The sequence below is a fragment of the Nitrosarchaeum koreense MY1 genome (assembly GCF_000220175.1).
In the GTDB taxonomy this organism is placed as follows: Archaea; Thermoproteota; Nitrososphaeria; order Nitrososphaerales; family Nitrosopumilaceae; genus Nitrosarchaeum; species Nitrosarchaeum koreense.
Map to the genome: position 1 here is coordinate 1,543,938 of NZ_AFPU01000001.1, position 12,044 is coordinate 1,555,981.

General features: G+C 30.3%; 17 protein-coding genes. 9 read left to right on the forward strand and 8 right to left on the reverse strand.

The features are described 5' to 3' along the window. Positions 1–21 precede the first annotated feature (21 nt). Together MY1_RS08980 and MY1_RS08985 are read left to right on the forward strand one after the other, a co-directional pair. Positions 22–2,166, forward strand: coding sequence for a CDC48 family AAA ATPase (locus tag MY1_RS08980; protein WP_007551695.1), 2,145 nt, complete (start codon positions 22–24; stop codon positions 2,164–2,166). A 30-nt stretch (positions 2,167–2,196) separates the two neighbouring features. Further along, a complete protein-coding gene (locus MY1_RS08985; RefSeq protein ID WP_048110178.1) occupies positions 2,197–2,415 on the forward strand; it encodes a hypothetical protein in 219 nt (72 codons plus the stop codon). A gap of 27 nt (positions 2,416–2,442) precedes the next feature. Here MY1_RS08985 and MY1_RS08990 read toward each other — a convergent pair whose 3' ends face one another. Then, complete coding sequence (locus MY1_RS08990) at positions 2,443–3,363, reverse strand: transcription initiation factor IIB (RefSeq protein WP_007551697.1); 921 nt, start codon at positions 3,361–3,363, stop codon at positions 2,443–2,445. A 174-nt stretch (positions 3,364–3,537) separates the two neighbouring features. Then, the gene (locus MY1_RS08995; protein WP_048110180.1) at positions 3,538–3,732 is read right to left on the reverse strand and encodes a DUF1059 domain-containing protein; all 195 of its coding nucleotides are present in this window, start codon (positions 3,730–3,732) and stop codon (positions 3,538–3,540) included. A 131-nt stretch (positions 3,733–3,863) separates the two neighbouring features. On the opposite strand from MY1_RS08995, the gene crcB reads away from it, so the two are divergent. Next, on the forward strand, positions 3,864–4,244 hold the full coding sequence (gene crcB / locus MY1_RS09000) for a fluoride efflux transporter CrcB (RefSeq protein WP_048110187.1): 381 nt from the start codon (positions 3,864–3,866) through the stop codon (positions 4,242–4,244). Here crcB and MY1_RS09005 read toward each other — a convergent pair whose 3' ends face one another. Continuing rightward, complete coding sequence (locus MY1_RS09005) at positions 4,245–4,706, reverse strand: CBS domain-containing protein (RefSeq protein WP_048110587.1); 462 nt, start codon at positions 4,704–4,706, stop codon at positions 4,245–4,247. A gap of 114 nt (positions 4,707–4,820) precedes the next feature. On the opposite strand from MY1_RS09005, the gene MY1_RS09010 reads away from it, so the two are divergent. The 3 genes from MY1_RS09010 to MY1_RS09020 all read left to right on the forward strand — a co-directional run bounded on the left by MY1_RS09010 (position 4,821) and on the right by MY1_RS09020 (position 5,997). Beyond that, positions 4,821–5,243, forward strand: a complete 423-nt coding sequence (locus MY1_RS09010; RefSeq protein WP_007551703.1) for a universal stress protein — start codon at positions 4,821–4,823, stop codon at positions 5,241–5,243. Positions 5,244–5,314: 71 nt separating this feature from the next. Next, positions 5,315–5,758 carry a CBS domain-containing protein gene (locus MY1_RS09015; protein WP_048110591.1) on the forward strand — a complete coding sequence of 148 codons (444 nt, stop codon included), beginning with the start codon at positions 5,315–5,317 and terminating at the stop codon, positions 5,756–5,758. Between the two features lie 8 nt (positions 5,759–5,766). Then, entirely contained in the window at positions 5,767–5,997 is a 231-nt protein-coding gene (locus MY1_RS09020) for a hypothetical protein (protein ID WP_007551705.1), read from the forward strand. A gap of 3 nt (positions 5,998–6,000) precedes the next feature. Here the strand turns inward: MY1_RS09020 and MY1_RS09025 are convergent, their stop codons facing one another. The 3 genes from MY1_RS09025 to MY1_RS09035 form a co-directional block, all read right to left on the reverse strand. Beyond that, on the reverse strand, positions 6,001–6,456 hold the full coding sequence (locus MY1_RS09025; protein ID WP_237698831.1) for a universal stress protein: 456 nt from the start codon (positions 6,454–6,456) through the stop codon (positions 6,001–6,003). Between the two features lie 20 nt (positions 6,457–6,476). Then, the gene (locus MY1_RS09030; RefSeq protein ID WP_007551708.1) at positions 6,477–6,899 is read right to left on the reverse strand and encodes a universal stress protein; all 423 of its coding nucleotides are present in this window, start codon (positions 6,897–6,899) and stop codon (positions 6,477–6,479) included. Between the two features lie 64 nt (positions 6,900–6,963). Further along, positions 6,964–7,821 (reverse strand): CBS domain-containing protein, encoded by an 858-nt coding sequence (locus tag MY1_RS09035; protein ID WP_007551710.1) that lies wholly within the window; start codon positions 7,819–7,821, stop codon positions 6,964–6,966. A 122-nt stretch (positions 7,822–7,943) separates the two neighbouring features. Here MY1_RS09035 and MY1_RS09040 point away from each other — a divergent pair, with 122 nt between their 5' ends. Then, positions 7,944–9,110, forward strand: a complete 1,167-nt coding sequence (locus tag MY1_RS09040; protein WP_007551711.1) for a CBS domain-containing protein — start codon at positions 7,944–7,946, stop codon at positions 9,108–9,110. A gap of 84 nt (positions 9,111–9,194) precedes the next feature. On the opposite strand, the gene MY1_RS09045 is transcribed toward MY1_RS09040, so the two are convergent. Beyond that, positions 9,195–9,467, reverse strand: a complete 273-nt coding sequence (locus MY1_RS09045; RefSeq protein WP_048110593.1) for a hypothetical protein — start codon at positions 9,465–9,467, stop codon at positions 9,195–9,197. 200 nt (positions 9,468–9,667) lie between these two features. Between MY1_RS09045 and MY1_RS09050 the strand changes: the two genes are divergently transcribed. Then, complete coding sequence (locus MY1_RS09050; protein WP_048110192.1) at positions 9,668–10,246, forward strand: P-II family nitrogen regulator; 579 nt, start codon at positions 9,668–9,670, stop codon at positions 10,244–10,246. Here the strand turns inward: MY1_RS09050 and MY1_RS09055 are convergent, their stop codons facing one another. Next, positions 10,247–10,576, reverse strand: a complete 330-nt coding sequence (locus tag MY1_RS09055) for a P-II family nitrogen regulator (RefSeq protein ID WP_007551714.1) — start codon at positions 10,574–10,576, stop codon at positions 10,247–10,249. A 117-nt stretch (positions 10,577–10,693) separates the two neighbouring features. On the opposite strand from MY1_RS09055, the gene MY1_RS09060 reads away from it, so the two are divergent. Continuing rightward, complete coding sequence (locus MY1_RS09060; protein ID WP_007551715.1) at positions 10,694–12,007, forward strand: ammonium transporter; 1,314 nt, start codon at positions 10,694–10,696, stop codon at positions 12,005–12,007. Positions 12,008–12,044: the final 37 nt, after the last annotated feature.

Below are 12,044 nucleotides of genomic sequence, written 5' to 3' on the forward strand. Positions count from 1 at the left end.
CCCTAAATTTTGGAGAAAAACATGGATGAAATTATTTTAAAAATTGTTGAAATTCCACAACAACATATTGGTAGAGGAAGAGCTATAGTTGATCCTAAAATTATTGAAGAAACTAAATGGAAACCAGGACAAATCTTAGAATTAACATATAATAAAAAAACACATGTAAAACTTTGGCCTGGTTCAACTGAAGAATATGGTACTGGTGTTATCAAAATTGATGGAATGACTAGACAAAATATTGGAGCTGGAATTGGTGATAAAATTTCTATAAAATCAGTAGAAGCTGCAGACGCAGAACAAATTACTTTATCTCCAACTGAAAAATTAGCTATTGATGAAGAACAATTACATGATGTTATGATTACAAATTTTCAAAATCATGTATTTACAGTTCATGATTCAATTCAACTTCCAACTCAAATGGGAGGAAAAATTCAATTTATTGTAACTAGTACAAAACCATCAAAACCAGTAATTGTAACAGAAAGTACAATATTCAAACTCGGTTCTATGACAAAAGCAGTTGACACTAATGTGCCAAGAATAACTTATGATGAATTAGGTGGTTTAAAAAACGAAGTTAGAAAAATTCGTGAAATGGTAGAACTACCAATGAGGCATCCTGAATTATTTGAAAAAATAGGCGTAGAAGCACCAAAAGGTGTATTGTTATACGGTCCACCTGGAACAGGAAAGACTTTACTTGCAAAAGCCGTAGCTGGAGAAACAAACGCTCATTTCATTTCACTTAGTGGTCCAGAGATTATGGGAAAATATTATGGAGAAAGTGAAGAAAAAATTAGAGAAATTTTCTCACAGGCTGAGGAAAATGCACCTAGTATAATCTTCATAGATGAGATTGATTCTATTGCTCCAAAAAGAGATGAAGTGTCTGGTGAAGTAGAGAAAAGAATAGTTTCACAACTATTGACATTAATGGATGGAATGAAATCTAGAGGAAAAGTAGTAGTTATTGCAGCTACTAACAGACCAGATTCTATAGATCCAGCACTTAGAAGACCGGGCAGATTTGATAGAGAGATAGAAATTGGAATTCCAGATACTGAAGGTAGGTTTGACATTCTCTCAATTCATACACGTGGAATGCCAATTGATGAAAAAGTAGATCTTAAACAAATTTCAAAAATTACGCATGGATTTGTAGGAGCTGATTTAGAAGTATTATCCAAAGAAGCTGCAATGAGATCTCTTCGAAGAATTCTTCCTGATATTGATCTTGATGAAGAAAAAATTTCATCTGAAATTCTTCAAAAAATAAAAATCACAAGTGAAGATTTCAGAGATGCATTAAAAGAAGTTAGGCCAAGTGCACTTAGAGAAGTACAAATCCAAATTCCAGATGTTAGTTGGGATGATGTTGGCGGTTTAGATAAACTAAAAGAAGAACTTTTAGAGGCTGTTGAATGGCCTATGAAATACAAAGAAGCGTTTGATTATGTTAATGTAGAAAGTCCAAAGGGAATTCTACTTCATGGTCCACCTGGAACAGGTAAAACTTTGATTGCAAAAGCACTTGCTAAAATGACAGAATCAAACTTTATCAGCATTAAAGGTCCTGAACTCCTTTCAAAATGGGTTGGTGAATCTGAAAAAGGAGTTAGAGAAATTTTCAGGAAAGCACGACAAGCAGCGCCATGTATTATCTTCTTAGATGAAGTTGATGCACTTGTACCACGAAGAGGAAGTGGAGATTCGAGCTCACATGTTACAGAAAATGTAGTCTCACAAATTTTAACTGAAATTGATGGGCTTGAAGAATTACACAATGTATTGATCATTGGTGCAACAAACCGATTAGATATCATAGACGAAGCATTACTAAGGCCTGGAAGATTTGATAGAATCATAGAAGTTCCAACCCCTGACTCAAAAGGAAGACAACATATCTTTGAGATTCACACTAAAAAGAAACCCCTTGCTAGTGATGTAAGTATTGCAAAACTAGTAGAATTAACAGATGGTTTTAGTGGTGCAGAAATTGCAGCTGTAGCAAATAGAGCAGCAATTACTGCTTTAAAGAGATATGTGAGTGGAAAATCAAAGAATGTAAAAGAAATCAAGATATCACAAGAAGATCTACTCGATTCAATCAATAAGGTAAAGCCTGGAAGAGATGTTCCTATTCCACAATCCATAAAATAGTCTAAATACTAAGGGAGATCATACAAATCAATGAAGCTATATCTTGACTTTAATCCATGCCAAGAATGTAATACAATGATGGCCGAATTAAGTAGTCCTGAAATGCTATTTGCTGATGCAAAGAAAAGAGCTGACGAGTCTGCAAAATTTTTACGACACCTCACGTATAATCATAATGAGGTCGTACAAGCAGTTATGGAAGATCTACCTAAACAAAAAAGAGATCAAGAGTTTGATTTCTTTAAATAAATAAATTTTTTAATTAATAGTCTATTTTTATTCCATTATTTTTAATGTTTTTTTAATTAAGACAACTCTATTTCTTATGGTAACATCACTTACTCCAGATGCCTCTGCAAATTTCTTCTGACTAATTTTCTCATTATTAATTATACATGAAATATACAGAGAAGCAGCTGCTTGTGCTACAGGATGTTTACCTGCAGTAATTTCTTTTATTTCACAACGTTTTAAGATATCAAACGCATCGCGTTTTGTTTTTTCTTTCAAATTCATATTATTTGAAATTTTAGAAATAAACGATGATGTATCATATTGATTTAGATTTAATCCTAGTTTTTTGATAATCGTTCTCAAATCTCTTGATAAGATTCTTCTCTCTGTATTTCCAGCAATTGCAATATCATCTAATGTTCTAGGAATGTTATTTTCTCTACATGCTGCATACAAAGACGCAGAAACTAATGAAGCCATAGTTCTACCCCTAGTTAGTTTGGCACTTGAAATTTTTCTATAAATATAAGCTGCATTTTCAACTACACTATCTGGTATTCCTAATTTTGTCTTCATTCCATTTAATATAGTAAAAGCTTTGCTTAGTGAGACAGTTGATCTAGATTTGCTTCTTTGATCCCATGTACGAAGTCTCTTAAAGTCATATTTTGTTTTATTTGATAAGGTATTACCTGAAGAGTCTTTGTTTGCTCCAATTACACTTGATAATCCTCTGTCATACATAGTTAATGATGTTGCAGGACCAGTTCTTGATAATTTTAAAAAATCTTCCTGGCCATACCCATTTCCTTCATTTGAAGTATCAGATATGTTTTGCACTAGAACAATACCGCATCCCCCACAAAACATTTCACCTCTTTCTGAATCAGTAATTATGGGATAGGTTTTGCAAGTGTCTAGTTTACACTTGACATCATAATTATTTGAATAATCTTCTAACACTGTTATGTATAATATACATTCATAAAATAAAAATAAATTGAAACAGGTAATTTTAATACAAAAAGACAATTTTAACTTCAAAAAATTCCTCTAATTTTGTTTAGAATAAATTCTATTTGCTATAGAAAATACTTTTTAATAAATGTTAAAAATAAATTTTTTAAAAATTAGAGACTATTCTTTTCGTATAGATTCTAAAGAGTGACCACGATTAACAATCATTTGAGTGATTGCTTCAGTAGTATACTCGATACCATGTTCCTCTTCAAAATGTTGTCGTAGTTTTTCAAGGAGTGTGATGTTTTTCTCTCCATCCAAAACGAATTCACACTCAAATCCATAATCTTGACATCTTAGTTTCAGCGTCATTCATTGTGCAAAAATTATCAAAGCTATAAAAATCCTCAGTTTAGCATTCAGAATAACAAATTACTGTCTTAATTGGATGAAAAATCAACTTTCACACTAATTATATCTAATAATCTAAAAATTAGAGGTACATGAAAGGTTTAGAATTTGTATTTTTAGCAGTCGGATCCGTGCTTGGAGCTTTTCTAAGATATAAAATAACAGAATCACCACTGCTGTTTAATTCATTACCTCTTAATGTTTTGATTGTTAATATTATTGGAGCATTTGTCTTAGGCATGTTTATCGTTATATCAGAACAGTGGAATCTTGATGGGAGATATTCACTACTAGCTGCAGTAGGTTTCTGTGGTTCACTTACTACAATGTCATCTTTTGCGTTAGATTCTAGTAATCTGTTTGATAATCATCATTATGGTACTTTAGCTATTAATCTTGTTGCAAATGTTGGTTTATCTATTGGTGCATTAGTTGGTGGAAGATCATTAATGTCTACTATAGTAAATGGTTAATCAATTGTATGGGCTATATTGTTTGTAAACTTTGATCACTGATTCATGATACATTTTTCTAATATCTTCATCTGTTGATATTGCAAGACGATTTACTAGATCTGTAGCAGTGATAATTCCTATAACTTTATCATCTTCTATAATTGGTAGTTTACGAATACCTCTAGTATACATTAGATCAGCTACCATCCACACTGATTCATCAGGACCTATTGCAATTAGAGGAGTTGACATAATCTGTTTTACTGGAGTCGTAATTTGATAAGCATGAGCTACAATCTTTACTGCAAAATCTCTATCTGTAATTATTCCTACAGGTGTATTATTTTCCATAACTATGATAGCTCCCACTTTTACATCTTCCATTAATTTTGCCGCTTCATTTACAGTAATTGTAGAATCTACTGCAATCACAGATTTTGTCATAATGTCTCTAACCGTAATTTTATCTGCATCAGTCATTTTCAAATTATTATTGAATTTTCTGTATATAGTGGCTATGTACAATTTCATAGTTGAAAATCAAACTCGATAATGTTGTGATACTCTTAATTTCAGTTCTTTTATTAGTTAATTATGAAAGATATTAAAAAAATACTTGTTCCTATTGATGGTTCTAAAAATTCTATGAGGGGATTGGATGAGGCAATTTATCTTGCAAGACAATGTCATGCAACAATTACAGGATTGTATGTAATTCCAATAGCAAAACCCTTAACAGATTCACAAATTTCTTATCTGGAAAAATATTTACTGAATAACGCTTCAAAATTTATGTCAAAAGCGAAAATACGTTGTGGACAAAATGGCATTCTTTTTGATGATGATATTGCTTATGGTGACGAAGGGCCAAAAATCATAAACTATGCAGAGAACAAAGCATATGATATTATTGTTATCGGATCTAGAGGAATGAGTTCTATTAAAGAGACTTTTCTAGGAAGTACATCCAATTATGTTTTACACAAATCAAAAATTCCAGTGTTAATTGTAAAATAATCAATTATTCAGTTACTTTCTTGCATGAAAATAAGGATCTTATTTATAAAAAGAAAATCATAGAAAATAACATGGCACATACATTTGTAAAAGATGTAATGATTAATGATTTAGCCACACTAGACGTGTCTACTTCAATTAAAGATGCTGCAAAATTAATGGATGAAAAGAACATTGGTTGCATAATTGTAACTAAAAATCAGTTACCTGTAGGAATTTTAACCGAAAGAGATTTCGTTAAACGCATAACTGCTAAAGAAAAACCACTATCTACAGTATTAGAAGAAGTAATGTCTTCACCGTTGATTGAAATAGACTCAAATGAAACAGTATGGGAAGCTGCCCAAATTATGAAAATAAATAATATTCACAAATTACCTGTCAAAAAAGATAACCACATTATTGGAATTGTTACAACTACAGACTTAGTAAAAATTTGTAGTGTTGGTTCTGATTCAGAAATGAGGAGAATCTGTGATCAAATTATTACTAGAATGGAAAAAGAGAATTTTTGAGTTTAAACATGGTTTTTTCATATCATGTTATTAAATTTGAATCAATTTCGTTTTTACAAGGTACAAATTGGTCTCAATCAGTAGGAGATAAAGGAGTTTTATACAAATCACTTAAAGATCCTTATTCTAAATTGATAATTGAAACATCGGACAATTCAGAAAAATTATTTCATGTTCCTAAAGATAGAACAGTAATTGTTGTAAACAAAGTTGTTCATTTTCTTGGAGAATTAGTCTAAGAATTATCTAACTAATAATACTGGGCATTTAGCTAATTCTGAAACTTTTCTACTAGTACTTCCTAATGTTTTTAATTTACCAATTCCATGTAAACCATGACTACCAATTACTATTAATGAAATATTCTTTCTTTTTGCAAATTTCAAAATTTCATTTGTGACATTACCACATGTAATATGATATGATGCAGAAATCCCTTTCTCATTGCATCTTTTAATTGCTATTTTTAGCATTTTTTCTGAATATGCCATAACCGACTCTCTCCATTTTTTTATAGTCTCTTTTTCAGATTTTAGTTTAGTTAATCCTAACATTCCAGGTGGTGAAATATAATCTAGATAAATGACAGAAAATAGAAAAATCTCTGAATCAAGATTATGTGCAAGCTCTATAACTCTAGTTAATGCTTTTATTGAATATTTAGAACCATCATATGGAACAAGGATTTTGGTTAGCATTTTTGAAAACATTATGATCACTACTTTATGACTAATACCGGAATTTTTGATTTGTGTACCACAGCATTTGCAACACTACCTAAGAAAATTTCTTTTAATCCACTTTGACCTCTAGATCCGATAACAATAATATCAAATCCTTTTGCCATTTCATTAATTTCTATACTTGGACTTCCAAAAATTATTTTAGATTTAAACACAATTCCTTTTTCTGCACATCTAGTCTTTGAAGATTGCATAAATTTTTTTGCTGATTTTGTAAGGTGCATCTGATATGGCATTATCGCATCACTAAAATTTCTTGGATATATTGGAATTACATACAATCCTGTAATTGTTGCATGACATTGTCTTGCAAGATAAATTGCCTCATCCAATCCCCTCATAGAATTTTTAGAACCATCAATAGGAACAAGTATTTTTTTAATATTTTTTCTAATCATTGACTTTTAACCTATATTTTTATGATTTAACACCAAATCAAGATTATCAATCATAATAATCAAACTAGGCTTGTGCAATAGCATTTACGATATCTGCTTTCGTGATAATTCCAACTAGTTTTGTTTTTTTAACAACTGGTAATCCGCTAATTCCATTTCTAATCATTAATAATACAGCTACTCCAACATCCTCACCAGCTTCAATTGTAATTGGATTTGACGACATTATATCAACAGCTTTGAAATGAAGAAGATGATTCATTTGATTTACTTGAAACTCATTAGGATTATTCATTTTATAATTTTCAACTTCTTTTGGATCAGCTGATTGAGATAACCAATAGGGTAATTTTGCTGGAACAAAATCTCTGTATGTGATAATTCCAACAGGAATTCTATTTCGCTGAATTACAATTCTTGAAATTCTATTATGAATTAACAAACTTTCTACATACAATAATGAATCTCCAGGCATAGCAGTGATCACATTTCTAGTCATGATCTTTGAAACTTTTAGAGGTGAAATTGCATGTGTCAAAAAGATAGATGCAAGATCTGTTTTTGTAATTAAACCCTCCAGAATACCATTATTGCCTAATACAATGATGGATCCTATACGATTTTTTTTCATTAATCTAGCACAATCATAAATTGAATCTGTTTTCTTTACTGTGATTAATTTTTTAGACATAAAACCAGAGACTTTGACAGATTTAATTGGTTTGTCACCAAGAGCATAGATAGTTTTTGCAATATCTTTTTCTGTAATTATTCCGATAGGGCATTTTTTTGAATCTATTACCACAAGTCGTTTTAAGTTATGTCTAAGTAAAATTTCTCTTGCATCTAATATACTTGCATTTGGACTAATTGTAATGGTTTTTTTAATTATTTTATTTAGATCTGTATTTTTTAGTCTCATAATTTTGTATTAATATTATTAGTTAAATACACCAACTAAAAAATCATTTATGAATATCAACGATGAAAATATAACAATACCTTTAATTTACTATTAAATTATTTTTACATAAGATTAACAAAATGATTAGCGATACAATTCATGAACATATGAAAAACATTCAAATGATTAAAGTGAAATCCCTAATTTCAAAAGCAACAACTATAGATCCTACTGATACCATTTCAAATGTAATCAATAAAATTACCAAGAATAATTGCTATGATGTTTTTTATCTTAAAGATAAAAATGTACTTTCTACAAATATTAGATCACTTCTAAATTCTAAAAATATTAATAAAATGAAAATTGAATCCTTTCTTTATCCTATACCTCACGTTACACAAAATGAATCTATCCAGAAAGTAGCAAATATTATGTCACATTATAGAATAAAAGAAGTACCTGTAGTAGATAAAAATCAAATAATCGGTGTTGTGACGTCTAAACAAATTATCAAATTACTATCATCAAAGGATAACAAATGGATTAAAGCTAACTTGATTTATACTAAAAATCCCATAATAATCTCTTCTAGTGAATCTATTAGCAACGCAAAACGAATCATGATTAATAAAAGAATAGATCATTTACCAGTTTTGAATCAGGGAAAAATTAAACAAGTTCTTACATCCTACCATATACTTCAATCAATTATTCCATCTGAAAAACAAGGACGAAAATCCATGATCCCAAAAACTCTTCATGCATTAGAATCTAATATTGGTAATTTAGGAAGTACTAGAATTCCACAATGTTCTGCTAACGATGATTTAAATAAAATTATCAATTTAATGCTAAAAACAGATACCACATGCTGTCTAGTTAATCTCTGGGATAATCTTCAAGGTATTATCACTTATCGAGACATACTTGTTTTACTAGCATCTAAACTCGAAACTCAAATTCCGTTATACATTGTTGGAATGCCTGATGATCAAGAAAATATAGAATTAATTAATTCAAAATTTGCAAAAATTCTAAAAAGATTACAGAATGTATACTCTGAAATACATGAAGCTAGAGTTACAATAAAACAACAAAGAACTGGAAATAAAAAAGAAGGAAAATTTGAAGTAACAGTAATGATTATAATTTTACATCATACTCCACTCATTTTCAAATCAATTGGGTTTGATTTGAGTGAAGTTTTAGAAGATTTGAGCCAAAAATTATTACGAACATTATCTAAACGAGCAAAAAATAGATCTAAAGATAGTATTCGAAAAATTGGATTACCTATATTCTAAGTATAGAATATTTCTTAATTACTCTCTTAAATTTTGGATAATTACATAATTTTTTATCTTTACTAAATTAAGATTCTAAAATAATTATTTGAAGAATTTATCTATTTGTTCCCTATACTTGAAAGTTAATCTTCCAAAATCTGCAAAATCTTCTGCTGATGGGTACTTCATCCTCATTGCATATTGATTTACAAAGACAGATAATGCACTCCCTATAATTAGATTGTAAACACCATCTGCCAAATTTTGTGAATATGGAAATGCTATTTTAATAAAAGGAAGATAAGTTTCAGTCTGAGATATCATTAATTTGACATTTTTTTCTACATATTCTTGAACATCTTCTGGAATTGCCATATTGTTTACTTGTAGTGATTTCTTATAATGTTTTATTAATTCAATCTGTAAATAAAGCCCTTTTTCTATTCCAATAAACAAATTTTATTCAGATTATTCAATTATTCTTGATGTTTTTAGTCACTCCATAGATAATAGTTTTGAAAATCATGAATAATAATTAAATAGATACATAAATAACCTATTTTCAAATTTTTTTTATGAAAAAAATTGAAGCGATAATCAAGCGTTCAACATATCCTATAATTATTAGTGAACTAAGCAGTATGGGATATTCAATTATTGATAAACGAAATTTAGAAGATAACAAAATTTTTGATAAACAATCAGGTGCAAAAGCTGGTTCAACTAATGTTAAAGCAATTCCACTTTCCAAAATAGAATTGGTTGTTTTAGAAAAAGATGCAAGACAAGTTATTAATTTAATTTCTAAGAAATCTGGTTTTTCTGAAAATCAAGGAGGAAAAATCTTCATTTCAGAAATGGAAGAAGTTGTAGATATGAATACACTTAGTGCACAACATGATCTTGAATCTGATAAAATCTTTTTCTCTTCCAAAACAAAAACTAAGAGAAGCAGATTAGTTCCACTTCACAAGTTTACATTAATAAAACTTGAAAAAATATATGAAGATAATAAAGAAAAATTACAGTCAGATTATAGAATTAAATCATTTAGTGGTTTTGTTAATTATTGTATTATGGGATATCTTCCAACTATTGAAAAACAGCTAAAACACACTACAATTATTTATGAAAATAATTTTCATGATTTTTAGTTAAATTGTTTCTTCTCCTTCCTTTCCAGTTCCAATATCTATAGCACGTAATATTGGAGAAACAAAGATCTTTCCAACACTTCCTTTTGTTTTAATAATATTGATAACTTCCTCTTCCTTACTTTCTGGAATAATTACTACTATGACGTATTTTTCACTGAATTGAGGCTGAAATATGGCACTTCCTTTAGATGCATGAATTTCTGCAGGTGGATTTTTTCCTCTACCTCTGACTTTACCCACCGTTAAACCCCCAATCTCAATTTTTCTTAAAGCCTCACTTATCGCCATTACGTCATTATTTCCTAATAGTGCTTCAATTCTTAGCATTTGATATTTCTAAAAGGTTTTTCACAAATAATAGTTTCAGATTTTGATAATCAAGTGATAATCAAATGGTTAGCTAATTTCGTTATTATTATTTAGTTTTAGAACTTGAAAATTAGCATGCCAATAGATACAGGTGATACCGCATGGATGCTTGTAGCTGGAAGTTTAGTTCTTTTAATGATACCTGCCCTTGGACTTTTTGAATCAGGATTATTGAGAAAGAAAAATGCTGTATCTGTTTTTATGCAAATCTTCTTTGGATTAGCTTTACTTAGTGTAATGTGGTTTGTTTTTGGATTTAGTTTATCATTTGGCCCTGATGAATCAGGCGGATTTATTGGAAATATGGATTGGGTATTTCTAAAAGGAGTTCCATGGGATGAAGCACTTGATTATGCACCAACTATTCCAGGCGTATTGTTTGTAAAATTCCAATTGATGTTTGCTGCAATTACACCATTACTTCTAACTGGTACTATTGCAGAAAGAATGAAATTTAGCTCATTTATCATCTTCATAGCTTCTTGGTCTATTCTGATCTACTATCCACTTGTTCATTGGGTATGGGGAGGTGGTTGGTTAGCAGAACTTGGTGTTGTTGATTTTGCAGGCGGAATAGTTATTCATACAAGTGTTGGAATGGGTGCACTAGCTGCAGCTATAGTACTTGGTCGTAGAAGATTCTTTGGTCCTGCAATTGAAATTCCTCATAGTATACCTTTGGCGGTAGTGGGCTCATCACTCCTTTGGTTAGGTTGGTTTGGATTTAATGCAGGTAGTGCATTAGCTTCTGGTTCTCTAGCAGGTAATACTGTTATTGTAACTCACATGGCATCTTCTGTATCTGCACTAATTTGGGTTGGATTATCGTGGATGAGAACAGGTAAACCTTCTGTTGTTGCAGCAGTTAATGGAGCTATTGCAGGTCTTGCAGGAATTACACCTGCATCAGGATTTGTAAGTGTAGAACATTCTTTCGTTATTGGTATAGCAATTGGTATTGCATCCTATTCTGGAATTATAATCTTCAAAGAGAAACTAAAGATAGATGATGCATTAGACGTTAGTTCAGTTCACGGTGTTGCAGGAATTATTGGTTCTCTTTCAATTGGACTCTTTGCTAGTAAATTAGTTAATCCAGCCGGACCAAATGGACTGCTATTTGGAAATCCTGATCAATTAGGAATTCAAGCAATAGGAGTTGGTGTAGCAGCAGTTCTTGGTTTTTGTGGAACATGGATAATTATGAAAATTTTGGATTTCTTAATAGGAGTTAGAGTATCGCCAGAAGTTGAAGATGCTGGATTAGATATTAGTGAACATGCAGAACGGGCATATGCAGATGAGGAAGAATTCAAGTTAGATATGGATACATATGTAGATGATTTAGAAGACAAAAAAGAATTTTTCTTTAATAAAAAAAATAAATAAAATGTAATATTTCAAATCTATCTTATATACTCATATT

Coding starts and splice junctions, on each gene's coding strand:
- MY1_RS09060 (WP_007551715.1), top strand. CDS start 10,694: ATGCCAATAGATACAGGTGATACCGCATGGATGCTTGTAGCTGGAAGT.
- MY1_RS09010 (WP_007551703.1), top strand. CDS start 4,821: ATGAAAGATATTAAAAAAATACTTGTTCCTATTGATGGTTCTAAAAAT.
- MY1_RS09045 (WP_048110593.1), bottom strand. CDS start 9,467: ATGGCAATTCCAGAAGATGTTCAAGAATATGTAGAAAAAAATGTCAAA.
- crcB (WP_048110187.1), top strand. CDS start 3,864: ATGAAAGGTTTAGAATTTGTATTTTTAGCAGTCGGATCCGTGCTTGGA.
- MY1_RS09020 (WP_007551705.1), top strand. CDS start 5,767: ATGGTTTTTTCATATCATGTTATTAAATTTGAATCAATTTCGTTTTTA.
- MY1_RS09055 (WP_007551714.1), bottom strand. CDS start 10,576: ATGCTAAGAATTGAAGCACTATTAGGAAATAATGACGTAATGGCGATA.
- MY1_RS09050 (WP_048110192.1), top strand. CDS start 9,668: ATGAAAAAAATTGAAGCGATAATCAAGCGTTCAACATATCCTATAATT.
- MY1_RS09030 (WP_007551708.1), bottom strand. CDS start 6,899: ATGATTAGAAAAAATATTAAAAAAATACTTGTTCCTATTGATGGTTCT.
- MY1_RS09025 (WP_237698831.1), bottom strand. CDS start 6,456: ATGCTAACCAAAATCCTTGTTCCATATGATGGTTCTAAATATTCAATA.
- MY1_RS09015 (WP_048110591.1), top strand. CDS start 5,315: ATGGCACATACATTTGTAAAAGATGTAATGATTAATGATTTAGCCACA.
- MY1_RS08985 (WP_048110178.1), top strand. CDS start 2,197: ATGAAGCTATATCTTGACTTTAATCCATGCCAAGAATGTAATACAATG.
- MY1_RS08980 (WP_007551695.1), top strand. CDS start 22: ATGGATGAAATTATTTTAAAAATTGTTGAAATTCCACAACAACATATT.
- MY1_RS09035 (WP_007551710.1), bottom strand. CDS start 7,821: ATGAGACTAAAAAATACAGATCTAAATAAAATAATTAAAAAAACCATT.
- MY1_RS09040 (WP_007551711.1), top strand. CDS start 7,944: ATGATTAGCGATACAATTCATGAACATATGAAAAACATTCAAATGATT.
- MY1_RS09005 (WP_048110587.1), bottom strand. CDS start 4,706: ATGACTGATGCAGATAAAATTACGGTTAGAGACATTATGACAAAATCT.
- MY1_RS08995 (WP_048110180.1), bottom strand. CDS start 3,732: ATGACGCTGAAACTAAGATGTCAAGATTATGGATTTGAGTGTGAATTC.